Raw genomic sequence first — 25,403 nt, forward strand, 5'->3', positions numbered from 1 at the left:
TAAGTAGCCGTCAGGCGACAGTTCGCCGGGGGAGGCCGTGTCCAATGGAGCTTCGATCCTTAGCCTGAATCAATCTTTGGGCATTTAAGGGGCTCTGCGACTGGTTCTACAGCTTTTCCACTGGGCATACTTAAAAAGTAACTTGCACTAACTCAGCAGACCCTCCGTCCTTCTAAGTGGGCAAGCTTGTCATCGAATGATAAGCCAAGCTGCACCCAATCAGTAACGCTGCTGTCAGGGCATTGAGCTGGCACGGTAGAGTGATAGAACAACTTCATATGTCCCTATATCTCCAGTCGTTTTCATACCGTAGGATGCCCCCGTTGAACGGCGAAAACAGGCACATTTGATTGGACATCGTGCCGGTGCTCTGCAGGGGGATTGATGCCGACCCATCGTGCGTTGGACAACCTGGCGTAAGTCCCCAGCTCTGCAGTTGCGTTGGCCGTTCAGGGCTGCGGCGCTGGAGATTGCGCGATGTCCCCATGATGATGTTTTGCATGATATCCCATCATCATAAGCAGGTGAAAAGCCGGAGAGGGGGAGGTAAGCGATTCCTGTAGAGAAAAAAAGATCCGATTTGCCCGTGAATTCCCGAGCCGACGCATATAAAATCAACATTCCGCTTGCCTTTCCGTCGGCATTGTGAACAGTGCGCCCACAAAATAAGCAGTTGAAAGCGTTAGAGAACTTTTTGCTATTTCGGGGGGTTGCCAAGGTGGGGGGTTTAGTCCATAATGCAGTCCATCGATTCGGCGGTAACGAAATAAATTACTTAAGAATCAGATGATTAGGATAAGCGATTTCAACATCGCCAACCAAAAGAACAAAACGAAGTGGGTGAATCACCGGCTTTGGCCTGAAAAGGCAAACAGAATAAAGGCGCGTTAACAAAGCGGTTATGTAGCGGATTGCAAATCCGTCCAGTCCGGTTCGACTCCGGAACGCGCCTCCAACTTTCCCGAGCCCGGGTGGTGAAATCGGTAGACACAAGGGATTTAAAATCCCTCGGCTTATGGCTGTGCGGGTTCAAGTCCCGCCCCGGGTACCAGGGAATAAAAATACCGAATAATCAAAGCAATAAGTAGTAATGTCGTAGACCGCCGAGAGGCGGTTTTTTTGTGCTTGAAATTCGTATTACACCTGCATTTTTCCTTTCTTATCATACCCATCCCCTTGGATTGCCAGCCTGTCTGCAGGGAGCCCCGCAGGGCTCCGAAGTACAACTCATAAGAAACCGAACGCCGCGGCGAGGATCCAACCGAAGACGCAGGAGACGCTGACGCCGATCAGGCCGGGCAGAATAAAGCTGTGGTTGATCACGAAGCGGCCGATGCGGGTGGTGCCGGAGCGGTCGAACTGGATCGCCGCCAGATCGCTGGGGTAGGTTGGCAAAATATAGTAGCCATAGCAGGCCGGCGCCGAAGCGACGATATAGGCCGGGTTGACGCCGATTGCCAACGCCACCGGCACCAACGCCGCCAGTGCGGCGGCCTGCGAATTGACGAATTTCGACACCAGCAGCAGGATCAGCGCATAGGCCCAAGGGTACTCTTTCACCAGCACGCCCAGCGTGGCTTCTATCTGCGCCAGGTGCGCGCCGAACATGGTTTCCGCCATCCAGGCGACGCCATACACCGCCACGATGGCGATCATGCCGGAACGGAACACCTCGTTTTTAGAGATAGACGCCGGGTTGGTGCGGGTAATGATGACGATCAGCGCCCCGGCCATCAGCATACACATCTGGATCACCAGGACCATGGAGAGCGGCTTGCCACCGAAGCTGGGCCGCAGGTCGGAAAAGGCTCCCAGCACCGCCACCAGGGCGATAGTGGCGAGGAAAATCCACATGGCGATCCAGTTGCTGCGCGGTAATACCCGGTCCAGCAGGGTGGCGGCGTCGCCATAGACGTAGCGATGGTTCTCCGGCACCGAGATGAATTTCTGGAACTCGGGATCTTTGTCCAGGTCTTTGCCGCGGAACCAACTGAAGATGCCGATCGCCAGAATGCCGCACAGGGTGGAAGGTATGGTGATAGACAGCAGATCGAGGAATTCCAGATGGCGGCCATTGAAGGTGTAGCTACTGAGCATCGCCACCAGTGAAACGACCGCCACTGAGACTGGGCTGGCGATAATGCCCATCTGCGCGCCGATCGAGCTGGCCGCCATCGGCCGTTCCGGGCGGATGTTATTTTTGATCGCCACGTCATAGATGATTGGCAAGATGGTGTAGACCACATGGCCGGTGCCACACAGGATCGTGAGAATGCAGGTGACGAACGGTGCGATGATCGAGACATAACGCGGGTTGCGCCGCAGCATCCGCTCGGCGATCTGCAGCATGACGTCCAACCCGCCTGAGGCCTGCAGGGTGGCGGAGGCCGCCACCACCGCGATGATCACCAGCATCACGTCTACCGGCGGTTTGCCGGGCTGCAGGTGAAAGCCGAACACCAGGATCATCAAACCGATACCGCCCAGTAACCCCAGCGCAATGCCGCCCTTACGTGCCCCATACAGCAAGCATGCCAATATAACCGCTAATTGCAGAAAGAAATCCATGATAGATACGCCTTAATAATGTTGAACTTAACTGCGTTCAGTTTCCGGCGGCGTTTACAGCAGAAAGTTGTTTTAAATCTAAAGGCGCTAAAAAACTGTGGTTATTAACTCTAAAGAGTGATGGCGGTCACGTTCAGAGAATCTGAAGAGCAGGCGGCTGACGACATCAGCACGAAAAAGCAAGTCAAGAGGTCAGACCTCTTCTATATAACCGGTTCACCACCAGAGGAGAGAGCAATGGATCCGACAAAAATGACGGGGTTGGCGTTATTACAGGCTGCGATGGCCGGCAAAATTCCACCGGCTTCAATCGCTGAAACGGTGCCCATGAAACCGGACGCGGTTGAAGAGGGGTATATCCGTATTGTGGCGCGAGCAGACGGGCGCCATCTGAATCCGTTGGGGGGCGTACATGGCGGTTTCGCCGCTACGGTATTGGACTCGGTGACCGGTTGCGCGGTGCACAGTACGCTGGGCGCAGGGATTGGTTATGGCACCGTCGATCTGCAGGTTAAAATGTTGCGCCCGGTGCCAAAGGAGAGTGATCTGATCGCCGAGGGGCGTCTGGTCTATGCGTCGAAAAATGTCGCTTTCGCCGAAGGCACGCTCAAAACGGCGGAAGGGAAGCTGCTGGCCTCGGCAACCGCCACGTGTTTTATCATTCGTCCTACCGATCAAGCCCCGCAATAACCTGCCTTTATCGGGCTTCGGGCTATCAACCCGGGGCCTGATGCATTTCTCTTCGGCTGCATACCTTGCTGCGCTACGATGACAGGCGCGATACGCCATTGTGGTCTAGTATTCTTGGGTAAAAATTTATCGGGGTGGTTATGCAGCCGTATAAAGAGGTTGAGTTTGATCATGAGCTTTGTCTGGCGATCGGCAAAGCCGTATTAGACGTGGTGGCGCAGGGGGAAGAAACCAGCGCTCCGGCGGTGATGAACGCGATTGAGCGCTCGGTGGAACAGGGGCTGAATGACGACGAAACCGCCATCGCCGACGACGCTCTGGATTTGATGGCTCGTCTCATCCACGGCTTCAGGTTCATTAATCTAGAGGGTGAAGAGGACAGTCCCCATGCATTGGTTGAATTTCAAGCGCTACAAGAGTGACGTTGCCAAACAGGCCGTGCCGCCGCATTTGAATGCGGCCGAATTTGCACGGCATTACGCCGATAAGCCGCAAACCGATACGGAAGAGTATCTTTCGCTCAGCGGGGAGATGTGCTGGGATGCGGTGGTGCTTTGTGCTCACCGTTCTGGCGCGCTCAGCAAGGCGAAATACAAGCAGTTGTGGCAGACGGTGTTCGATAAGCAATACAAACATTTCGTTAGCCCGGATGATACCGAGATCCGCACTATGGCCGATATGCTGCGCGCGCCGCAGGGATGTTTTATCGGCATATTCTCCCTGCGCGACGCGGCTGCGCCCCGTTTGCTGCATGCCATGATCGGTACCGGCGCGGGATTTGCCGCAGGCAATAAAAATCTTTGCATCGGCGTGGGGGGCGCGGTCGGCTGGGAAAATCTCAATCTGGCGCGCGATCTGCGCTGGCAGCCGGAAGGCGGTTTTTTACGCCAGGGTGATAACGAAGTGCTGCGCATTTTTTATCGGCCTTTCCCCGCCTGAGCCGGTCCGGATGCTTTTAGAGTAAAAAAACCGCCGTCTGGCGGTTTTTTGTTGGCGCGAATCCCCCTTATTTAAACCCGCCGTTGCGAATGAATTCAAGGCCAGCGGCGGTGATCCACGTTTGATGCGGGTCGATATCATAGTTGTTCTCGTCGATGTCGCTCATCACATAGGCCTGTATCAGCCCCTTGGTTTTGAGATAGGCGAAGGGATCGGCGAAGGCGTGCGGGCTGGTGGCGTCCTGCTTCCACAGTTCGTAGGTTTTCTCATCCAGCGTGCCGGGGTGATTGGCGGCCAGCCGGGTCAGGATTTGATTGTAGAACCCATAGTCGGTCATGATGCGGTCCTCTTTATCGCGAGCGACAGTCTCGGAAAATGACGTAACGTCTTTCAATCATAGCCGATGTTTGCTCGCTGCCTGCGTTATCGCGAACCCAGGTTATCCACGTTGGCTTTCGAACCAGTGAAACAGGCGCGAAATAGTGAGGCTGAGATCGCCGATGTTGAAGAGCGCGCCGAGCCATAGGGTTAGCATAACCAGGATGCCGATGATGACGGGAAGATCCATTTTGCCCATGAGAATGTTTTGCAGAGGTGACGGTGGCCACAAGGGTAACATCGTTTCCCGGCAGGATAAAATGTGCCGCCGTTATTTCGATTGTGCCGCTGCGGAATGGCGAAGGCCGGCCATCAGGATGACCGGCCGGGTTTCAACAGCCTATCTTGCCGCCAAACGGTCAGGCGTAGTGTCGGGCGATATGCTCGGCGGTGGCGATCGTCGACACATTAGTGGCGACGGAGGGAACGTCGGGGAAGATGGATGCGTCGACGACCCGAAGCCCGTATACGCCGTGTACGCGGCCCTGAAGGTCAACGACCGCCTTCGGTTCGCCGGCATTTCCCATCGGCGCGGAAGAGGTCGGGTGATGATAGGTATCCAACGTCGCCGCCATCGAGGCAAGAATGGCCTCGTCGCTGTCTGCAGCGGGCGCAAGCTCGCTGTGGATAAGCGTAGACAGCGGAGCGGTTTGCCCTATTTTTCGCGCCAGTTTAACCCCCTCCAGCAAGCGAACGCGGTCGCTCTCTTGCGCCAGGAAGTTAAGGTCAATGTGAGGGGCTGCCGCTGGATCGCGGCTTTCCAGCCAGACTCGTCCGGTGGATTGTGGCCGAGTCAGCGCCACCGCCAAGACAAAACCGACGCCGGTAGGGCTTTGGTCATGAGGAAACAGATGCGTCGCGGTAATGTGCAGATCGAGCTCTCCCGGTTCCGCCTGGCTGCTGTGGGTCCACAGCTTGGCACCGATAACCGGCGATTGGCTGCCGATGACATCGGGGCGGGCGGCGTAGGCATTGTAATAAAAGGGGTGATCGACCAGGTTTTCGCCGACGGGGAGATCGGCGACGACGGGGATCCCCAGACGCTTCGACTGTTGCGCAGGCGCGATGCCGGATCGCATCAAAACGGCGGCGCTACCGTAGGTTCCCGCGCTCAGGATCACTTCAACGGCATGGATTTCTTCGCCGCTGGCCAGGCGGACGCCGATCGCGTGCTGCCCGTCAAATATCACGCGGTCGACCAGCGTATCTGCACGGAGGGTAAGATTGTCTCTGGCGCGGGTTTTCTCATCCAGATAGGCCATGCCGGTGTTAACGCGTACGCCGTTGACGATATTCATCGGGTAGGGGCCGACGCCATTGGCTGAAGGGCCATCAAAATCGTCAATCGCGTCATAGCCGTTGGCGCGCGTGGCGGCGACGAAAGCGCGTTGCATTGGCGTGATGTCATCCAATGTGAGTTGCACGACGTGAAAAGGGCCGCTATCGCCATGGATTGCGCGGTCGTGCAGGCCATGACGAGTCTCCAGTTTTTTGAAGGCGGGCAGCAGGTCCTGATAGCCCCATCCCGGCAGATCCCAGCGGTTGAAATCTTCCGGACGGGCGCGGATCGCCACGGCACCGTTGACGCCTGAACTGCCACCCAAGACTTTACCGCGGATAGCGCCGATCGCGTGGCTGACATAGCCGGGTTCTGTCCGGTATCCCCATTCGAACTCCGGGTTGCCATTGGCGCCGAGGACGTCGCTGTCCGCGATGAGGCGCGGATAATCGTAGGGCGCGTAACTGTGCCCGGCTTCTAACAGCAGGACCCGGCGCGCAGGGTTTTCGCTGAGGCGAGCCGCCATCACCGCGCCGGCGGAGCCGCCGCCGACGATGACTACGTCGAAAGTAGGGGATGTCTCTCTGGTCCGTTGGGCCGGTTGTGATTGCGCCGATAATGCGGAAACCGATGTGGAAGCGCCGAGCGTGGCGGCGGCTGAAGCGACAAGCGTTTTTGATATCAGCTGACGGCGTGATAAGTCTTTCATGGCAGAGTCTCCAGAGCGGGCAGAAAGTGTGTGTTCTGCAGACTAAAACCCTGAAGCACAAGCAACAAGCAGGCGAAATTCGAACCTCGGGTTCGCGTTCTGCGAACCTTTCAGGTTGACGTCAGGAAAGAGGAGAGTGCGGTTTCCCAACTGGGCGTATGGCCAATGTGTTCACTCAGAAAGTCCACCAGCGCCTTGATCTTGGGGGATGCGCGTTTTGAACGGCGATAGACGGCGGAAATGTCGCCGCCGTCGGGTGAATAGGCGGCCAACACAATGCGCAGTTCCCCCGCGCGTATCGCGTCGGCGGCGATAAATGCGGGCAGGATGGCGAGGCCCAAACCGGCTTTAGCCGCCGCCAACAGGTGAAAAGCGTTATCGGTGCGCAGCCGTTTACCGATACGAAACGACCGGATTTCACCCTCGATGGGGAGCTGCAGCATGCCGGTCGGTTCGCGCTGAATATACAGCAACCCCTGGTGCTGTTGCAGGTGTTGCGGGTGTATCGGCGTGCCTTTCTGGGCAAGATAGGCTGGGCTGGCGCAAATCAAATGGCGGTTGGCGCAGATGCGCTGCGCGATCAGGTCGGAATCCGCCAAGGGGCCGATACGGATGGCGACATCGAAATTCTCCTGATTTAGATTGGCCAGGCGATCGCTGTACTCCACGTCCAGATTGAGGCTCGGGTACTGTGCCATAAAGGTGGATAACAGCGGTGCCAGATAGCGGATGCTGAACGCCATCGGCGCGGTTAACCGCAGCGGGCCCTGCAGTTGGCCGTGCAGTGTTCGCACCGACTCTTCGGCATCACTCACTTCGCTTAATATGAGAACGGCGCGCTGATAGAACAGGTGGCCGGCGTCGGTCAGCCCAAGCGTTTTCCCGCGTTCGAACAGCACAGTCCCAAGGCGCGTCTCCAACTGCTGGATGCGTCTGCTGACCACCGACTTGGTGGTGCCCAAGCGGCGGGCGGCGGCGCTGATGTTGGCGGCCTCGACCACGGCGATATAGGTCGCCATCTCCTGAAACTGATTCATTCATCTCTCCTTCGGCATCCGCCGGGTCAAGTTACCACTCTCTGCACGCCAGGCAAAAAAAACCACCCGGATGGGTGGTTTTTTGCTTGTCAGAGCGAATCAGTCCAGTTTGGGGTGCTGGTCGATCAGGATCTGTTTTTTCTTTTCCAGTTCGGCGATCTGCGCGTTGATGTCCTCGACTTTCTGTTCGATGTTGTCGTAGGTTTCCTGCAGCAGCTCTTTTGCCTCGGAGCGGTCAGAGGCGGCCGGCGTCGCGCCGCGCAGCGGCTTGTTGGCGGTTTCTTTCATGTACAGACCGGTGATAAGACCGATCACCGCAACGACCATCAGGTAGTAGGCCGGCATGTACAGGTTGCCGGTCGCTTCCACCAGCCAGGCGGCAACGGTCGGCGTCGCACCGGCGATCAGTACCGAAATGTTGAACGAAATCGCCAGCGCGCTGTAACGGATGTGCGTCGGGAACATCGCCGGCAGGATGGAGGCCATCACCCCGGTGAAGGAGTTGAGCAGCACCGCCAGCACCAGCAGGCCGACGAAAATCAGGCCGATGACGTTGCTGTTGATCAGAATGAAGCACGGGATCGCCAACGCCAACAGGCCGATGCTGCCACCGATAATGAACGGCTTACGGCCGATGCGGTCACTGGTCAGGCCGATCACCGGCTGCACGAACAGCATGCCGATCATGATGGCGATGATGATCAGAACGCCGTGATCTTCCGAGTAGTGCAGGTTATGCGAGAGGTAGCTCGGCATGTAAGTCAGCAGCATGTAATAAGTCACGTTGGTGGAAATCACGATACCGACACACACCAGCAAACTTTTCCAGTGTTTGGCCGCGATCTCTTTGAACGAGGTCTTTGGCGGATTTTCGATGGCGTTGCGATCCTCTTTCTCCATCTTGTCCACGTGCTGCTGGAACGCCGGGGTTTCTTCCAGCGCATGGCGCAGGTAGAGGCCGATCAGGCCGAGCGGCGCGGCGATGAAGAACGGGATACGCCAGCCCCAGTCGAGGAAGTTGGCTTCGCCGACGATGCTGGAGATCAGCACCACTACGCCTGCGCCCATCACAAAGCCGGCGATGGAGCCGAAGTCCAGCCAGCTACCCATAAAGCCGCGTTTGCGGTCCGGCGAGTATTCGGCGACGAAGATCGCCGCACCGGAATATTCACCGCCGACGGAGAAGCCCTGCGCCAGTTTGGCCAGCAGCAGCAGGATCGGGGCCCAGATGCCGATCGATGCATAGGACGGGATCAGGCCGATACAGAAGGTGCTGACCGCCATAATGATAATGGTGACCGAGAGAACCTTCTGGCGACCGAACTTATCGCCCATGGCACCAAAGAACAGACCGCCGAGTGGACGCACCAGGAAGGGCACGGAGAAGGTTGCCAGTGCGGCGATCATTTGCACGCCGGGAGAGGCGCCGGGGAAGAAGACCTGGCCAAGCGCATAGGCGACAAAGCCGTATACGCCGAAGTCGAACCACTCCATCGCGTTACCCAGGGCCGCCGCGGTGATCGCCTTCTTGAGTTTGCTGTCATCGATGATGGTGATGTCGTTAATGTGCATCGGTTTATGTCGTTTTTTTCTTAACTTCATATAATCATCCCTTAATGAATTATTCGTTGTTCGTGAAAGCGTAATCTCCGTTCACTGTTGTTTTCGAGTTATCAAATCGGCTAATCGAATCGCGGTTCAAGACGATTCATTATCCACATTTAAGTTGGGATGTGGATCACAAAATACCGTCGTTTATGCCGAGGTTATGTCATTTAGGTGACTAATTATTTTGCATCTATAGCTTAACGTTATATCTTGCGGCGATCAAATCCAGCAGTTTAACTTAAGTGTTTGCACCGATTTGGTGCGAGAATGGTCTAATAAATGTGCGATTTGACGATTTTTCGTCTAATTGGTCATGTTTTAAGTATAGAGAGTACGGGAGATAAAACAGGAAAAATTGATGTGTTTGCCGTCAAAAAAACGCCTGACCCACTGGCCAGGCAGTTTGGATTAAGGTACCGATGAACCGCCGAATTCGAGATAGATTTTCGCCAGATTCTGGTACTGCGCGAAGCGGTTTTCATCCACCGACAGTTCCGCCTGACGGCGTTGTTCCTGAGCATTCAGCCAGTCGGTAATGGTGACGGCGCCCTGTCGGTAACGCACCTCGTTCAGCCGTTCCGATTTACGCGCCAACGCTAATGAGGCGCGCAACTGCGTCTCCTGCGCCAGCAGCTGCGTGCGCAGTGACAGCGCGTTGTTCACATCGCCCATCGCTTTGTACAGCGCCTGCTTGAAGGCCAGAACTTGCTGTTCATAATCGTTGCGGGCGATCTTGATCTCCACGCCCATTTGCCGCCACTGCAGGAACGGCAGCGTCAGGCCGGCGCCGAGGCTGCCCGTCGGGTTGCGCAGGAATTCCAGCAGCGCGCCGCTGCTGGCGCCCAGTGAACCGGTCAGGCTGAACGCAGGATAGTATTGCAGACGTTTTTCATCGACGTTGGCCAGGGCGGCGCGCAACCGCAGCTCTTGAGCGCTGAGATCCGGGCGACGGCTCAGGACGCTAGCGGGAATGCCGGTGTTGATCTGCGGCATCGCCGTCGTCGGCAGGCGCACGGGCGCGATGGTGGCCTGGCCTGATGGCGCGCCCAGCAGCACCGCCTGCTCGTTCAGCGCCTGTTGACGATCGTGTTGTAACGCCAGCAGGCTGCGTTCCTGCGCCAGCAAGTTTTGTTCCGCGTTCACTACGTCCAGCGCCGAGATGCTGCCGGCCTGATAACGGGCGTTGGCCAGCCGCAGCGTCGTTTTGGCATAGGCGATGCTCGCCTGGCTGACGCTGATTTGTTGATTGAGAAAACCGATGCGCCAGTAGTTGGTGGCGGCGTCGGCCAACAGTTTCAGGCGCGCCGCCTGCAGATCCTGCACGGAAGCCTGGCTGCTCCACTCGGCGGCGTCGCGCTGGCGCGCCAGCTTGCCCCACAGATCGACTTCATAGCTGGTGGTGAGCGACGCGTTGCTGGTTTTATTCCACGCGGAGGACTCGGACAGCGGGCGATTGATACCGCTGCCTAATGAGGCGCTGATGCCGGGCGCGGTGCTGATGCCGACGCGTTCCGCCTCGAGCTGCGCGCGGTAAACGCGCAGTACGGCGGCGGCCAGATCGTTATTGCTCGCCATCACCTGTTGCAGCCAGCGATCGAGCTCAGGATCGTGGAAATCGCGCCAGTCGAACGGCGTGGGCGCGGCGTTGTGGGCGTCGTGCTGCCAGCTCGTCGGATAGTTGACCTGCGGCGCCCGGTAGTCGCTTTTCAGGGCGTTGCCGCAGCCGGCGGTGAGCAAGGCGACGAGGCTTAGCGCCAGGGGAGATAAAATTTTCATGGGTTACTCGCTGGCCAATGAAACGACCGGATCCATCCTTGCCGCTTTACGGGCGGGGAGATAACCGAAGATCATGCCGATTAAAGTTGAACAGAAAAACGCCGTCGCGGCAGCTTGCCAGGAATAGATGGCGGTGAACATACCGCCCGCCAGCGAGGTGAACAGCGACCCGGCGGCGAACGACAGCGCGATGCCCAATGCGCCGCCGATCAGACAGACCAGCACCGCCTCTATCATGAACTGTTGCATGATGTCGCTGCGCCGCGCGCCGACCGCCATGCGCACGCCGATTTCGTGGGTGCGTTCGGTCACCGAGACCAGCATGATGTTCATCACCCCCAGGCTGCCGATCACCAGCGCGATTGATGCCACCATCAGGATCAGCAGGCTAAAAGTCATTGACGTGCGTTCGATGGACTTTCGGATTTTATCGAAGTTGTACAAACGGAAATCTTTTACGCCGTGGCGCTGGGTCAACAGCTGTGTGATAGCGGTGACGGCCGATTCGCTGGCGACATTGTCCTTTAGGCGAACGGTGATGCCGCTGAGCGTCGGTTTGCCTACCATGCGATACATGACAGTGCTGTAGGGCATCCATACAGTGATGCGATTGGGCGCGTAATTGCGATTGCTTTTAGCCACACCGATCACCCGGGCCGGCACCGAGCCGAGAAACACGATCTGGCCGAGCGGCTCGACGCCGAAATCGCCGAACAGCGCCTGGCGCGCATTGTCGTCGATGATCACTTCCTGCAGCGCATTACGATCGTCGCGGAAAGTCACGCCTTGTAACAGCTCGACGCCGTTAACGCGGAAATAGTCGCGCCCGACGCCGGTGATCGAGGCAGTGGCGGACTTGCTGCGAAAACGGATGCTGTCGGAGGCGTCTACTTCCGGGCTGACGCTGTCGACGAAGCTTTGCTGTGCCAGCGCGTCGGCATCGGCCGGCACCAGGGTGCGGATGCTGTCGATGGCGTCGTCGAAGAAATCGCGGCCCGGATAGATGCTTACCACATTCGTGCCGAGATCTTTGAGGTTTTCCAGCGTGCGCTGTTTGGCGCCTTCGCCCAGCGCCACTACCGTGACCACGGCGGCGATGCCGAAGATGATGCCGGTCATGGTCAGCGCGGTGCGCAGACGATGAGCGTTCATCGCCTTCAACGCCATGTGCAGCGATTCGCGAGTGCGGTCGATCAGGCGTTGCCAGCCGCTTTGCCGGCTGCGGTTCGGCGGCGGCAACGATGGGCCGGACGCCGACTTGCGGCCACTGTCAGCGATGATCTTGCCATCTTGCAGTTCGATGACGCGCTGCGCATGTTGCGCCACTTTCATATCGTGGGTGACGATCACCACGGTGTGGCCGCGCTGATTCAGTTCGCTCAGGATCGCCAGCACTTCCTGGCCGGATTGGGTGTCCAGCGCGCCGGTCGGTTCGTCCGCCAGGATGATCTCACCGCCGTTGATCAGCGAACGGGCGATGCTGACGCGCTGCTGCTGGCCGCCGGAAAGCTGGCCGGGTTTGTGGTCTTCGCGTCCCTCAAGCCCCAACCGCGCCAGCAATTGCGCCGCCCGCTGCCGCCGCTGATCGCGCCGGGCGTTGGCGTAGATAGCCGGGATTTCGACATTGCCCAGCGCGCTGAGATCGGGCATCAGGTGGTAACGCTGGAAAATAAAGCCGATATGCTCGCGGCGCAGGCGGGCCAGTTCGTCCGGCGACAGGTGGGCGGCGTTCTGGCCGCTGATGTAGTAATCGCCGCGATCCGGCACGTCGAGGCAGCCCATGATGTTCATCAGCGTCGATTTGCCGGAACCGGAGGCGCCGATGATCGCCACCAGCTCGCCGGCGGCGATGGTCAGATCGATGTCTTTCAATACCGTCAGCGCCTGGCCGCCGTTGGTGTAGGTTCGGCTGATGCCTTTTAGTTCGATGATCGCGTTCACAGGAAGATGCCATCCTCAGCCGATTTGGCGGCGGGCTGCGACAGCACCACGGTTTCACCGGCTTTCAGGCCGCTGAGGATCTGAATGTCGACATTGTTGGTGATGCCGGTGGTCACTTTGCGCGTTTCCAGCCGCTGGTCTTGGGTCAGCACCTGCACCTGCTGCTCTTGGCCATCGATTTTATGCACCGCCTGGATCGGCACCAGCAGGGTGTTCTTCGCGTCGCCGAGCAGCAAGGACACCTGCGCGGTCATGGCGATGCGCAGGCGGTTTTCCGGGTTGGGCACGTCCAGCAGCGCGTTGTAATAGACCGAGGCGTTCGAGGTGCCGGAGCCGGAAGCAGAGCTGGTCCCGGCGAGCGAGTCGTCTTTCATCACCGATTCCGGTGCCAGCTCGATGGTGCGCAGCGTGGCGTCGTACCGCTTATCCGGATCGGAGAAAATAGTGAAGTACGCCTTTTGTCCCGGCGAAATGCGGGTGATGTCGGCTTCGGAGATCTGCGCCTTGATGGTCATCATATCCAGCCGCGCCAGCTTGACGATGGTCGGTGCACTTTGGCTGGAGTTGACCGTTTGTCCCTGCTGCGTGACCACGGCGATAACAATGCCGTCCATCGGCGCAACCACGCGGGTATAGCCCAGATCGATTTTTTTCTTTTCGACTTCGATCTGCGATTGCACCAACTGCGCATTGAGCGCCTGCAGATCGGCGCGAGTGGTGGCGAGCGAGGCTTCGGCGGTCTCGAAGTCTTCCCGCGAACTGGCTTCGTCGTTCAGCATGCGGCGCTGGCGTTTAAAACGCGACTCCGCCTGTTTCAGCAAGGCCTGTTTGGCTAACATATTGGCTTTGACTACGTTCAGCGCCGCCTCGGCGTTGCGCAGATCGTTGCGCTGTTGCAGATCGTCGATGTCGGCGATCGGTTGCCCTTTGGTGACGCGATCGCCCAGCTTGACCTTCAGCGATTTGACTTCGCCGGAGACGCGGGCGCCGACGTTGACGCGTTCGATGGCATCCAGCCGCCCGGTGGCCAGCACGGCGTTTTCGATATCGCCCAGGCGGGCCGGCGCGGTAACGTAATCCTGCTGAGGCGGGCGTTGCCAAAAAATGGCCAGCGCGACGGCGACGGCGATGAAAACGATGGCGGCGATCAACGCCAGACGGCGGGAGGGGAGTTTCAGTGATGACATACCCAGGTTTTCCATAACGATAAAAGCGGCGGTTCCAGTCTGCCATCATGGCAGCGCCAGCTTGAACTGGCGCTAAACGTGAGGCGCTTTCCCGCTGGAAAGGGAATAGTAAAGGCTTTCCCGCTAAAGATCACGGCGAGTTATTATCCACCACGTGTGCAACCGGCTGCGTTGGGCGTTATACTGGGTAAAAAACCAGTATTCATTCATCAGCAGGATAACACCACCGCCATGATGCCAAACCGCCTCGAGCCAGAACTCGACATTTACCAATACCCGGAGCACCTGCGCGCCTGCCTGGCGCCGTTGCCCAAAGGGCCGGGCGTGTATGTGTTTCACGGTCAAAGCGAGAGCCTGCCGCTTTACATCGGTAAAAGCGTCAATATACGCAGCCGGGTGATGGCGCACTTCCGCGCGCAGGACGAGGCTAAAATGCTGCGCCAAACCCGGCGCATCAGCTTTATCGAGACCGCAGGCGAGTTGGGGGCATTGCTGCTGGAGGCGCAATTGATCAAACAGCAACAGCCGCTGTTCAACAAACGTCTGCGGCGTTCGAAACAGCTGTGCGCGCTGCGCTTGCAGGCAGATGCGGTGACGATTGCTCACGCCAAAGAGATCGACTTCGCCGTCACGCCCCACCTCTACGGGCTGTTTGCCAATCGCCACGCCGCGCTGGAAAAGCTGCGCGCCATTGCCGACGAGCATCGTTTATGTTACGGCAAGCTGGGGATCGACAAGCTGCCGGCAGGGCGAGCCTGTTTCCGCTACAGCCTGCGCAAGTGCGCGGGCGCCTGCTGTGGCGTGGAGTCGGCGCAGGAGCATGCGCTGCGGCTCGGCGCGGCGCTTGAGCAGTTACGCATCGCCTGTTGGCCGTTCGCCGGGCGCGTGGCGCTGGAGGAGCAGGGCGAGACGCTGCGTCAGTACCATGTGATCCACAATTGGTTTTATCTGGGCTCGGTCGGCGATCTGGCGCAGGCGGAGCGGCTACAGAGCGCGGCCAGCCATTTCGACAGCGATGGCTACAAGATTTTGTGCAAGCCGCTCATCGCTGGCGATTACCCGATTATTGAGCTGCCGTAAGGCCATCATGCTGGTGATAACCTAAGATTTATCCGTAAAGTCAGGGCATTATGCTAAAAAAGCTTGAATCCATAATGTTGTTATGGATAATGGCGCCCCGAAGCGAAGGAACGCGCTATTAACTCAGTTGGCAGAGTGATTGGTTTTATAATGGCTTGTTTTGGCTTGAAAATTGATAGACGCGGGTTCGAGTCCTGCATAGCGCGCCAGCTTTCTTTCTTCGTCTCATCGCGCTTACCGTAAAGCGCACCCGGGTTGATTTGCACTATCGGCTCCTCGTTGGGATTTTCGGGTGTGCTTTACCGTAACCGCTGGCTTTCCTTCCTCTTTCTCTTTCGATCCTTTGCTAAACTGTAATCAGGCAGGCTTGCTGCCCGGCAACAGGAGGTCGATATGTCTCACTCCGATCAACTGCAGGAACTCTTGCAACGCGTCGCCGCCCTCGAGGCGAGAGAGAAAGCGCTGACCGCCGCGTCCAACGCTTATCAGGCGATTATCACCACCATGTTAGGCAATATGGAGAAGACCGAACGTGATCGGATCATCGCGATGATCGATCAGGCCCATGAAATCGCCTACGCCCGCGCCATTCAGCGCAGCAACGAACCGCAAAAGCAGAAAATCAAACAGGCTGACGATGTGGCCCAGCGCATGTTCATGTTTGCGCAAGGCAAGGCCGCTCAGCCGCGCTGAAGCCAAACTATAACAGTTGCCATCATTAAGTTGGCTAACTGATCTACCCGGCAAAACTGTACTTGTGTTACTTTTAGCAGCGAGATTTGATGGCAATGCTGTTTCCAGCATAAGGTTGTAACGATGGACGCGATTAAAAGCATCTTGGTTAAAGAGATTGAGCAGATCAATCGGCGCGAAGGGCGTGACGGCAAGCCGCGCTTCAACAGCGAATTCGCCCGTACTCACCGCTATTTGTGCCTTGCCATGTTCGCCGGCTACTTTGCGGTGATCGCCGTGATGTATCAGGTGCCGTACATGGGGGTGTATGCCTTCCTGGGCTTCACCGCCTTCGTGCTGTTCATGTTCGCCATGCTGCTGATCGAGATCCGGCCGGTCTACCGCTTCGAGGACATCGGGGTACTGGATCTGCGGGTTTGCTACAATGGCGAATGGTACTTCACGCGCGCGCTGTCGCCTTATGCGGTGCAGCAATTGCTGGATGAGCCCTCCATCGGCGCCGCGCTGAAACAGAAGATGCGAGTCATCATCGGCAACAAGGGCGAAATCGACTTCTACGACGTGTACGATATGGCATACGGAAAAAAGCCGCAGGATGAGCCACCGCAGCTGGCGGCGGCAAACTGAAAGGTTTCCGGCCGGCGGCTTGTCGATTATACTCAGCGTTTGAACATGAAGCAGAATAAGGACCAAGCGATGAGTGATGATATTTTCGATTTTGATATCGATGCCGAACTGGCGAAAGCCGAAGAAAAAGCGGCGCAGAAGGTAAAAGAGGTCCCTGAAATCCTCGAAGACGAAGCGGACTGCGAAGGTTGCAAGATCTGATCGCCTGACCCATAAAAAAAACCGCCGCGGCGGTTTTTTTTATGTCTGAGCGTCGCGTGGCATCAATCCAGCACGAATCCCCAGATCAGGAACGCCGCCACCAGAATCAGGCAAAGCGCGGACACCGTCACCAGTATTTTCCCCAGAATGTCTTTTTCTTGTTCCTGCTGCGTCACGTTAAAATTATCCAATTAAAAGTCTATGGACCAAACCGGCGATGCTGAGATCGGCTGCCGCTACACCCAGCGCCATGAGCATCATCACCGAAAGAAATCGAGTCTTGCCGTTCACACCCTTAATCCCTGTGGGCGCCGCTGTTAAGTTTTTATATCAAAGGGATATAATTCAGCGGCGCCGAATCGCATACATCGTGATAGTGATTAAGAACGTTCTTAAGGCCAGAAGTTCCCTCATCTGATAGCGCCGCTGTGCGGCAGCGTCAGTCGGTCACGATCCTGACGCCTATCTTGCTGACTTGATTGCCGTCCATTTCTGCAATGGTCCAGGTCAGGCCGTCCCACTCCACCTGGTCGCCGATCACCGGTTCGCCGCCGATCAGCTGAATGACGAACTGCCCCAGCGTCTGCTGCTCGTCCACGTCGTCTTGCAGGTTGAGGCCATAAACCTGTGAGATGTCGCTCAAACGGGCGTCGGATTGCAGGATAAAGTCGCCGAAGAAGCGTTCGTCGAGCGTCACGGCCGGCGCTTGGCTAAACAGTTTGCCGAGGATCGGCAGATCGTGCTCATGGCCGATAACGCACAGGATATCGTTCTCGCGCAGCCGGGTACTGCCGCTAGGGTGCAGCAGCTCTTTGCCGCGGAACAGGGCGGCGATGCGGGTATTGGGCGGCATTTTCAGCTCGCGCAGCGCGGCGCCGACGCACCAGTTTTCCGCCGAAAGCTGATACACAAACTGTTCCCACTGGTTTTCCGGGTGCACGTCCAGCCCAACGCGGGAGATCGGCGTCAGCGCCGGCGGCACGATCACCTTGGCCTTTTTGGCGGCGAAAGACAGCGTGGTGCCTTGCAGCAGCAGGGAGACCAGCACCACGAAGAACGCCACGTTAAAGAACAGCTGGGCGTTGGGCAGCCCGGCCATCATCGGGAACACCGCCAGGATCACCGGTACCGCGCCGCGCAGGCCAACCCAGGAAATAAAGCCGCGTTCGCGCAGGGTAAAGCTGCGGAACGGCAGCAGGCCGATAAACACCGACAGCGGGCGTGCGAACAGGATCATCCACAGCGACAGCAGCAGGGCAGGGATGGCGATCGGCAGCAGCTCATGCGGGTTGAGCAGCAGGCCGAGTACCAGGAACATGCCGATCTGGCTGAGCCAGGCCAGGCCATCGAAGGTTTGCACGATGCCGTGACGGTTGCGGATTGGACGGTTGCCCAGCAGCAGACCGCACAGGTACACCGCCAGAATGCCGCTGCCGTCCAGCGCGGTAGTCAGCGCGAAAATAAGAATGCCGCCGCTCACCGCCAGCAGCGGGTAGAGACCGTCCGCCAGCTTGATGTGGTTGATCAGCGTCAGCAGCAGCCAGCCGCCGCCGAGACCGAAGACGATGCCCATGCCGAACTGCTGCATCAGATGCAGCGGGAAGGTCCAGCTTAGCGCGGTTTCCCCGGCGGCGATCATCGCAATCAGCGTGATGGTGAGAAATACCGCCATCGGATCGTTGCTGCCGGATTCGATCTCCAGCGTAGCGCTGACGCGTTCGTTCAACCCTTTGCCGCCCAGCAACGAGAAGACTGCGGCGGCGTCGGTGGAACCGATGATGGCACCGATCAGCAAGCCCTGCAGCAGATCGAGGTTGAACAGCCAGGCGGCGGCCATGCCGGTTAGGCCGGCGGTGATCACCACGCCGACGGTGGCGAGAGACAGTGCTGGCCACAGTGCCACGCGGAACGAACTGACCCGGGTGCGCATGCCGCCGTCGAGCAGGATCACCGCCAACGCGAGGTTACTGACCAGATAAGCGACCGGGTAATTGCTGAAGACGATGCCGCCGGGGCCGTCGACGCCGGCCAGCATGCCGATCGCCAGGAAGATCACCAGGATCGGAATGCCGAGTCGGGAAGAAAATGAGCTGAGCAGAATGCTTGCCCCCACCAGCACGGCACCGATGACGAACAAGCTGTTAATGGTGCTGGCATCCAAAATTTCGCTCTCCTGAGGCTGGGGATAGGGGGCACTGCGCGTGTGCCGATGATAACGTGTTTAGTGGGTAAAACGCCAAGGCTGATTGTGAAAACAATCGATCAATTATTGCCCTTTGGTACGATTAAACTAAGAAAGTGAGGAGAAGAGGGGAAATTCTGCCTTTTATCCAACATTATCAGGCTGCTGTATTTTTGCTGTGGCAACAATGATCGAGCGGCTCGGAGGAAAAACCATTAAGCCCGCGCAGGCAGGCTTAATGGTTTGCAGGCGCGGTAGGGTTAGTGGTCGAGCGATTCCAGCGCCCGTTTGATCAGCTCGGTGGCCAGCTTGCTTTCCGCTTCAGAAATGCCGTCGAGATTAAAGTTGGAGAGCTCAGCGACCAAAACGCTGCGTTCTTTGCCGCTGATTGAGGCGTCCAGCGCGGACAGCAGCCTGCCGAGGATCTTCAGCAGGGTAGCGTTTTCCGCTACGGCTTCCTGAGCCGGGGTGTTCTTATCGGTCATTCAAAATCCTCTCTGTCGTGACGGAAGGGAGATGCAGCTAACGCCATCGAATGAATTAAACGATCGCGCAGCCCTTCGGGGGTGTCGAGCCCAATCACTACCGTAAGGCAGGGATATGGATTTTTACTTATGCATTGCAGTTATAACGACTAGGTAATCTATGCTACCGTATCACTGTGCCCTAACGGGCGACGCCAGGCTGAGCAATGTGTGCTCTGTATGCAAACGACCAGTATAGGCTTTCTGCGCGGCGTTAATATGACAGAAAACCCCTGCGAACGGTCAGGTTTACAGGGGACAAGGTTATTGCGGCTTGCCGGAGAACAGGAAACGCAGCACCGGAATGCGCTTGTGCAGCTCATATAACGCGAAGGCCAGCGAGAACACAAACAGCAGGCCCAGCAAAAATCCCAACAGGTTATTGCCGATATACGGCGTCACGAAAGCGCCATATATCAGGGTCAACGGGTGGTGCACCAGATATATAAACAGCGAGGCGTTGACCAGATAGGTGATGCGCGGCGAGTGATAATTCAGCAGGTTATGCCCGAAAGAGAACACCACATTGGTCATCAGGATCCCCATTAGGGTTTTGATCACCACTTCCAGCTCGAACATATAGCTGCTGTGCGCCAACAGTTTCTGGTTCAGCATATATGCGATAAACAGCAGCAGCGAGCCGAGCAGCGCCAGCGGCGAACGACGCAGAAAAATCTCTTTAAGCCACACATACTTAAACGCATAGGCGCCGAGGATGAAGAACGGCAGGTAGAACATCGTCTCCATCACCACGAAATTGAACAGGCCATTGGATAATAGCTGCGGCGCGAAAATTAAAATAATACGGTGCGCGGCCGAATAGCATACCGCATAAATAAAGAAACACAGTGAGACATTTCCTAATCCACGCATTCTGTTTATTAACGGTGGAATAGGATCGCGGGTTTGACGCTTGATTTTGCGGAACAGATAAAAGCAGGCGAAGGTCAACAATGACAGGGTCAATAAGAACCACAGATGAGACACCAATTCCCAAACTGTTACATTTATTTTCTGATAGAGAGAAAACTCGTCCCAGCCGTTTAATTTATCGGTGAAATATTTCAGCATGAAAAATTGCGGCACCGTAATTAGCGGGATGGAGCTCAACAGCGGGATCGCCACCCGCTCCAGCCTGACCTTCAACCACTGATGGCGCTCGTAGCGCTCGTAGAGCATGTAGGAGAAGTAGCCGGAGATCACGAAGAACACCTGCATGCGGAAAGCGTGGATGAAGTCGTTCAGCACCGTGAGCGAGAAGGAGGGCGACGCGCTGTTCACCGCCCAGGCGTGGCTGGAATAAATCAGGGAGAGGTGAAACGGAATGCCGAGCAACATCAAATAGGCTCGGATCGAATCGAGGAAAAACTCGCGCTGTTTGCTGCCTTTAGTCATAGATTACCGCTGGTGATTTAATCGAGAGTTCATTAACACGCTTAATAAGTCGTCAAACGTTAAATTGTTATCCGGAACCCTACTATAGCCCCCCGCATTTTTCCATAGCGTCTTGTTGCGCGGCTTGCTACGCTGGTGTTCCATCAGCTGCTTAAACAATGAGCCGTAAACATGAACCATCCATTTATCATGTTGTCGGAAAGCTGAGTAATCCATTAATATGGATTTAAATGATTTGAGCACACGAATAGGGGGGGATGTGCTAGTTAATATATTATCCGGACAACCACGCGCCGCGAGCGTTCGTTGGTTAGGTGCTACCGTATTGTTCACGCTGTTCAGTTCGCCGGCATGGGCCTTTTCTATTGATGATGTCGCCAAGCAGGCGCAGGATCTGGCGGCGAAAGGTTTCGAAGCCCCGAAGAGCAACCTTCCTTCTCAGTTCCGCGAGATGAAGTTCGCAGACTATCAGCAGATTCAGTTCAATCACGATAAAGCCTATTGGAGCAAGCTGAAAACCCCTTTCAAGCTTGAGTTTTATCATCAGGGGATGTACTTCGATACGCCGGTGAAAATCAACGAAGTCACCTCCACCAGCGTAAAACAGATCAAGTACAGCCCAGATTACTTCAACTTCGGTTCGGTCAAACACGACCCTGAATCGGTGAAAAATCTCGGTTTTGCCGGCTTCAAGGTGCTTTATCCGATCAACAGCGCCGATAAAAACGATGAGATCATGAGCCTGCTGGGCGCGAGCTATTTCCGCGTGGTGGGTAAAGGGCAGGTTTACGGGCTTTCCGCTCGCGGCCTGGCTATCGACACCGCTTTGCCGTCCGGCGAAGAGTTCCCGCGTTTTCGCGAATTCTGGGTTGAACGTCCGAAGCAGGGCGACAAGCACCTGGTGATCTACGCGCTGCTGGATTCCCCGCGTGCCACCGGCGCTTACCGCTTCACGGTGATCCCGGGCCGCGACACCACCGTGGACGTCGAGTCTAAAGTGTTCCTGCGCGACAAGGTGGGCAAACTGGGCCTGGCGCCGCTGACCAGCATGTACCTGTTCGGGCCGAACCAGCCGTCACCGACGCTGAACTACCGCCCGGCGTTGCACGATTCCAACGGTCTGTCTATCCATGCCGGCAACGGCGAGTGGATCTGGCGTCCGCTGAACAATCCTAAACACCTGTCCGTCAGCACCTATACCGTTGAGAATCCGAAAGGCTTCGGTCTGCTGCAGCGCGGTCGCAACTTCAAAGAATATGAAGATCTGGACGATCGTTACGATCTGCGTCCGAGCGCCTGGATCGAACCGAAGGGCGACTGGGGCAAAGGCAAGGTCGAGCTGGTGGAGATCCCGACGGCGGATGAAACCAACGACAACATCGTCGCGTTCTGGACGCCGGATACCTTGCCGGAAGCCAAAAAGCCGCTGACGCTGAGCTACCGCCTGAACTTCACCCGCGATGAAGACAAGCTGCATTCGCAAGACATCGCCTATGTGGCGCGGACCATGCGTTCGACCGGTGACGTGAAGCAGTCCAACCTGATTCGCGAGCCAGACGGCAGCGTGGCTTTCCTGGTCGACTTCGTTGGCCCGGTGCTGAAAGGACTGGATGCCAATACCCCGGTTGCCTCTCAGATCAGCATCGGCGACAATGGTGAAATGGTAGAAAACAACGTCCGCTATAACCCAGTGACCAAAGGCTGGCGCCTGACGGTGCGTCTGAAAGTGAAAGACGACAAGAAGCCGGTAGAAATGCGTGCGGCGCTGGTCAATGGCGATAAGACTCTGTCGGAAACCTGGAGCTATCAGCTACCTGCCAATGAATAAGCCTACTCAACCCGCCCAGGATTATCTTGCGGCGTTGCCTCTGACCGCTGAGCGGTCAGAGGCGCTCAACCCTCAAACGGCGGATGACGCTCAGGCTCTGGAGGCGCTCCATCGGCAGATGGGCGCCGCCGACGCCAACGTCAATAGCCTGTCGGCGGATGACGTGGCGCTGGCCTCGGTCAAACCGCGTATCGAAAACGCCTGGCCGGATGCGGTCAGCGATGACGACTTCGATACCGACGCCGAAGGGCGTGCCATTCTGAAGGCGACGCCGCCGATCAAACGCACCACCATGTTCCCGGAAGCCTGGCGCACCAACCCGGTGGCGCGCTTCTGGGATTCTCTGCTGGGGCGTTCGCCGCACAATCGGCACGCCACCAAAGAGGAAGCCGCGGCCGAGAACCGCTGGCGTGTCGTCGGCTCCATGCGCCGCTATGTGCTGCTGGTGCTGATGCTGGTGCAGACCGGCATCGCCACCTGGTACATGAAAACCATCTTGCCTTATCAGGGCTGGGCGCTGATCGATCCTATCGCCATGTTGGATCAGGATCTGATGCAGTCGGTCTTGCAACTGCTGCCGTATGTGCTGCAAACCGGCATTCTGATCCTGTTCGCCGTGCTGTTCTGCTGGGTCTCGGCCGGTTTCTGGACCGCGCTGATGGGCTTCCTGCAGTTGCTGATCGGCAAGGACAAATACAGTATTTCCTCTACCATCAAGGGCGATGAGCCGATCAACCCGGCGCACCGCACCGCGCTGATCATGCCGATCTGCAACGAAGACGTCGAACGCGTGTTCGCCGGCCTGCGTGCGACCTATGAGTCCGTCGCCGCGACCGGTCAGCTGGAACACTTCGATATCTACGTGCTGAGCGACAGCTACGATCCGGACATCTGCGTGGCGGAGCAAAAGGCGTGGATGGAGCTGTGCCGCGATGTCGACGGCCACGGCCGCATCTTCTATCGCCGCCGCCGCCGCCGCGTAAAACGCAAGAGCGGCAACATCGACGACTTCTGCCGTCGTTGGGGCGGTGAGTATAGTTACATGGTGATCCTGGATGCCGACAGCGTAATGAGCGGCGAATGCCTCACCGGGCTGGTGCGTTTGATGGAAGCCAACCCGAACGCCGGCATTATCCAGTCGGCGCCGAAGGCGTCCGGTATGGATACCCTGTATGCGCGCGTGCAGCAGTTCGCCACCCGCGTTTACGGGCCGTTGTTCACCGCCGGCCTGCATTTTTGGCAGTTGGGCGAGTCGCACTACTGGGGCCATAATGCCATCATCCGCGTGAAGCCGTTTATCGAGCACTGTGCGCTGGCGCCGTTGCCGGGCGAGGGCTCCTTCGCCGGTTCAATCTTGTCGCACGACTTCGTTGAAGCGGCGCTGATGCGCCGCGCCGGCTGGGGCGTGTGGATCGCTTACGATCTGCCGGGCAGTTACGAAGAGCTGCCACCAAACCTGCTGGACGAGCTGAAACGCGACCGCCGCTGGTGCCACGGCAACCTGATGAACTTCCGCCTGTTCCTGGTGAAGGGTATGCACCCGGTGCACCGTGCGGTGTTCCTGACCGGCGTGATGTCTTACCTGTCGGCGCCGCTGTGGTTCATGTTCCTGGCGCTCTCCACCGCATTGCAGGTGGTGCATACGCTGATGGAACCGCAATACTTCCTGCAGCCGCGGCAGCTGTTCCCGGTCTGGCCACAGTGGCGGCCTGAGCTGGCGATTGCACTGTTCTCCACCACGCTGGTGCTGCTGTTCCTGCCGAAGTTGCTCAGTATTGTGCTGATCTGGGCCAAGGGCGCGAAAGAGTACGGTGGGGCGTTCCGCCTGTTCATTTCGATGCTGATGGAAATGCTGTTCTCGGTGCTGCTGGCGCCGGTGCGCATGCTGTTCCATACCGTGTTCGTAGTGAGCGCCTTCCTCGGTTGGGAAGTGGTGTGGAATTCTCCGCAGCGTGACGATGACGATACGCCTTGGGGTGAAGCGTTCCGCCGCCATGGCTCGCAGATGTTGCTGGGCCTGGTGTGGGCCGGCGGCATGGCGTGGCTGGATCTGCGCTTCCTGTGGTGGTTGGCGCCGATCGTGTTCTCGCTGATCCTGTCACCGTTCGTGTCGGTGCTGTCGAGCCGCGCAACGCTGGGCATGAAGAGCAAACGCGCCAAGCTGTTCCTGATCCCGGAAGAGTACAACCCGCCGCGCGAGTTGCTGGCGACGGAAGAATATCTGCATCTCAACCGCAACCGCGCGCTGACCAACGGCTTTATGCATGCGGTGGTCAACCCATCCTTCAACGCGCTGGCGACGGCGTTGGCGACGGCGCGTCACCATCTGCGTGCGACGCTCGATCGCAACCGCGAGGAGCGGGTGAACGAAGCGCTGCAGCTGGGGCCGGAGAAACTGGTGAAGGGCAAACGTCTGGAGCTGCTGAGCGATCCGGTTACGTTGGCTCGTTTGCACCAGCGCGTTTGGCTGTTGCCGGAAGGCGCCGCCTGGCGTGAGCACTATCAGCAGTTGCCGCACAACCCGCTGGCGCACCCAACGGGCCGGCGTTAATCGCTGAACGGCAACGCTCAAACGGGGAATGCGCATGGCGCGTTCCCCGTTTTTTTTTACCTTTTGCTTACGCGCGCCGATGCCGGTGGAGAAAGGGAACTGTGATAGACTGCGGCCGATGCGTTGTTCACTCGCGAAACAACCCTTTGCTCAGAGTCAATGTCGTGAAGCTCTCTTCCTACCTTCGGCTGGCCTGCGTGGCGGCCGGCG

21 protein-coding genes and 3 tRNA genes are annotated in these 25,403 nt (G+C 57.6%); 12 read left to right on the top strand and 12 right to left on the bottom strand.

The window, feature by feature from the left end:
- Positions 1 to 881: 881 nt before the first annotated feature.
- Both ACSJLU_RS09090 and ACSJLU_RS09095 read left to right on the top strand, forming a co-directional pair.
- Positions 882 to 955: transfer RNA gene (locus ACSJLU_RS09090), tRNA-Cys, on the top strand.
- A gap of 10 nt (positions 956 to 965) precedes the next feature.
- Positions 966 to 1,051, top strand: a tRNA-Leu gene (locus ACSJLU_RS09095).
- A 176-nt stretch (positions 1,052 to 1,227) separates the two neighbouring features.
- Here ACSJLU_RS09095 and ACSJLU_RS09100 read toward each other — a convergent pair.
- Positions 1,228 to 2,568, bottom strand: a complete 1,341-nt coding sequence (locus tag ACSJLU_RS09100) for an anaerobic C4-dicarboxylate transporter (RefSeq protein ID WP_025302367.1) — start codon at positions 2,566 to 2,568, stop codon at positions 1,228 to 1,230.
- Between the two features lie 237 nt (positions 2,569 to 2,805).
- On the opposite strand from ACSJLU_RS09100, the gene ACSJLU_RS09105 reads away from it, so the two are divergent.
- The 3 genes from ACSJLU_RS09105 (at position 2,806) to ACSJLU_RS09115 (ending at position 4,197) form a co-directional block, all read left to right on the top strand.
- Positions 2,806 to 3,258 (top strand): PaaI family thioesterase, encoded by a 453-nt coding sequence (locus ACSJLU_RS09105; RefSeq protein WP_025302368.1) that lies wholly within the window; start codon positions 2,806 to 2,808, stop codon positions 3,256 to 3,258.
- Between the two features lie 140 nt (positions 3,259 to 3,398).
- Positions 3,399 to 3,680, top strand: coding sequence for a hypothetical protein (locus tag ACSJLU_RS09110; protein ID WP_025302369.1), 282 nt, complete (start codon positions 3,399 to 3,401; stop codon positions 3,678 to 3,680).
- On the top strand, positions 3,646 to 4,197 hold the full coding sequence (locus ACSJLU_RS09115) for a hypothetical protein (RefSeq protein ID WP_025302370.1): 552 nt from the start codon (positions 3,646 to 3,648) through the stop codon (positions 4,195 to 4,197). Before ACSJLU_RS09110 ends, ACSJLU_RS09115 begins: the two co-directional genes overlap by 35 nt.
- Positions 4,198 to 4,264: 67 nt before the next feature.
- Here the strand turns inward: ACSJLU_RS09115 and ACSJLU_RS09120 are convergent, their stop codons facing one another.
- The 7 genes from ACSJLU_RS09120 to ACSJLU_RS09150 all read right to left on the bottom strand — a co-directional run bounded on the left by ACSJLU_RS09120 (position 4,265) and on the right by ACSJLU_RS09150 (position 14,127).
- On the bottom strand, positions 4,265 to 4,534 hold the full coding sequence (locus ACSJLU_RS09120; protein ID WP_380825467.1) for a hypothetical protein: 270 nt from the start codon (positions 4,532 to 4,534) through the stop codon (positions 4,265 to 4,267).
- Positions 4,535 to 4,934: 400 nt separating this feature from the next.
- Positions 4,935 to 6,563, bottom strand: coding sequence for a GMC family oxidoreductase (locus ACSJLU_RS09125; protein WP_380825464.1), 1,629 nt, complete (start codon positions 6,561 to 6,563; stop codon positions 4,935 to 4,937).
- A 110-nt stretch (positions 6,564 to 6,673) separates the two neighbouring features.
- Positions 6,674 to 7,600 (bottom strand): LysR family transcriptional regulator, encoded by a 927-nt coding sequence (locus ACSJLU_RS09130; RefSeq protein WP_167325004.1) that lies wholly within the window; start codon positions 7,598 to 7,600, stop codon positions 6,674 to 6,676.
- A 99-nt stretch (positions 7,601 to 7,699) separates the two neighbouring features.
- The gene (proP, locus tag ACSJLU_RS09135) at positions 7,700 to 9,202 is read right to left on the bottom strand and encodes a glycine betaine/L-proline transporter ProP (protein ID WP_025302375.1); all 1,503 of its coding nucleotides are present in this window, start codon (positions 9,200 to 9,202) and stop codon (positions 7,700 to 7,702) included.
- 414 nt (positions 9,203 to 9,616) lie between these two features.
- Positions 9,617 to 10,984 (bottom strand): TolC family protein, encoded by a 1,368-nt coding sequence (locus ACSJLU_RS09140; protein ID WP_038629170.1) that lies wholly within the window; start codon positions 10,982 to 10,984, stop codon positions 9,617 to 9,619.
- Positions 10,985 to 10,987: 3 nt separating this feature from the next.
- Complete coding sequence (locus ACSJLU_RS09145) at positions 10,988 to 12,925, bottom strand: MacB family efflux pump subunit (protein ID WP_033642649.1); 1,938 nt, start codon at positions 12,923 to 12,925, stop codon at positions 10,988 to 10,990.
- On the bottom strand, positions 12,922 to 14,127 hold the full coding sequence (locus ACSJLU_RS09150) for an efflux RND transporter periplasmic adaptor subunit (RefSeq protein ID WP_080271250.1): 1,206 nt from the start codon (positions 14,125 to 14,127) through the stop codon (positions 12,922 to 12,924). Before ACSJLU_RS09150 ends, ACSJLU_RS09145 begins: the two co-directional genes overlap by 4 nt.
- 216 nt (positions 14,128 to 14,343) lie before the next feature.
- Between ACSJLU_RS09150 and cho the strand changes: the two genes are divergently transcribed.
- The 5 genes from cho (at position 14,344) to ACSJLU_RS09175 (ending at position 16,713) form a co-directional block, all read left to right on the top strand.
- The gene (gene cho, locus ACSJLU_RS09155) at positions 14,344 to 15,192 is read left to right on the top strand and encodes an excinuclease Cho (RefSeq protein ID WP_049208464.1); all 849 of its coding nucleotides are present in this window, start codon (positions 14,344 to 14,346) and stop codon (positions 15,190 to 15,192) included.
- 112 nt (positions 15,193 to 15,304) lie between these two features.
- Positions 15,305 to 15,401 (top strand) — tRNA-OTHER (locus ACSJLU_RS09160).
- A gap of 184 nt (positions 15,402 to 15,585) precedes the next feature.
- Positions 15,586 to 15,885 carry a sigma-S stabilization anti-adapter protein IraP gene (locus ACSJLU_RS09165; RefSeq protein WP_025302380.1) on the top strand — a complete coding sequence of 100 codons (300 nt, stop codon included), beginning with the start codon at positions 15,586 to 15,588 and terminating at the stop codon, positions 15,883 to 15,885.
- A gap of 123 nt (positions 15,886 to 16,008) precedes the next feature.
- Positions 16,009 to 16,512, top strand: coding sequence for a YlaC family protein (locus tag ACSJLU_RS09170; RefSeq protein ID WP_043141770.1), 504 nt, complete (start codon positions 16,009 to 16,011; stop codon positions 16,510 to 16,512).
- A gap of 69 nt (positions 16,513 to 16,581) precedes the next feature.
- Positions 16,582 to 16,713: a hypothetical protein gene (locus tag ACSJLU_RS09175; protein WP_256376330.1), complete on the top strand. Its 132-nt coding sequence runs from the start codon at positions 16,582 to 16,584 to the stop codon at positions 16,711 to 16,713.
- A gap of 62 nt (positions 16,714 to 16,775) precedes the next feature.
- Here ACSJLU_RS09175 and ACSJLU_RS09180 read toward each other — a convergent pair whose 3' ends face one another.
- From ACSJLU_RS09180 to mdoC, 4 genes are all read right to left on the bottom strand, one after another.
- Positions 16,776 to 16,904, bottom strand: coding sequence for a hypothetical protein (locus ACSJLU_RS09180; protein WP_016928228.1), 129 nt, complete (start codon positions 16,902 to 16,904; stop codon positions 16,776 to 16,778).
- Between the two features lie 248 nt (positions 16,905 to 17,152).
- Positions 17,153 to 18,874 (bottom strand): potassium/proton antiporter, encoded by a 1,722-nt coding sequence (locus ACSJLU_RS09185; RefSeq protein WP_015377414.1) that lies wholly within the window; start codon positions 18,872 to 18,874, stop codon positions 17,153 to 17,155.
- Between the two features lie 281 nt (positions 18,875 to 19,155).
- Positions 19,156 to 19,380 carry a hypothetical protein gene (locus tag ACSJLU_RS09190; protein ID WP_033633376.1) on the bottom strand — a complete coding sequence of 75 codons (225 nt, stop codon included), beginning with the start codon at positions 19,378 to 19,380 and terminating at the stop codon, positions 19,156 to 19,158.
- Positions 19,381 to 19,683: 303 nt separating this feature from the next.
- Positions 19,684 to 20,814, bottom strand: a complete 1,131-nt coding sequence (gene mdoC, locus ACSJLU_RS09195) for a glucans biosynthesis protein MdoC (protein ID WP_043141764.1) — start codon at positions 20,812 to 20,814, stop codon at positions 19,684 to 19,686.
- A 259-nt stretch (positions 20,815 to 21,073) separates the two neighbouring features.
- Here mdoC and mdoG point away from each other — a divergent pair, with 259 nt between their 5' ends.
- Together mdoG and mdoH are read left to right on the top strand one after the other, a co-directional pair.
- A complete protein-coding gene (gene mdoG / locus ACSJLU_RS09200) occupies positions 21,074 to 22,642 on the top strand; it encodes a glucans biosynthesis protein MdoG (RefSeq protein ID WP_025302384.1) in 1,569 nt (522 codons plus the stop codon).
- Positions 22,635 to 25,193, top strand: a complete 2,559-nt coding sequence (gene mdoH / locus ACSJLU_RS09205) for a glucans biosynthesis glucosyltransferase MdoH (RefSeq protein WP_025302385.1) — start codon at positions 22,635 to 22,637, stop codon at positions 25,191 to 25,193. Before mdoG ends, mdoH begins: the two co-directional genes overlap by 8 nt.
- Positions 25,194 to 25,403 lie beyond the last annotated feature (210 nt).

Origin of the sequence: Serratia bockelmannii (assembly GCF_051803255.1) — a bacterium.
Lineage (GTDB): Bacteria > Pseudomonadota > Gammaproteobacteria > Enterobacterales > Enterobacteriaceae > Serratia > Serratia bockelmannii.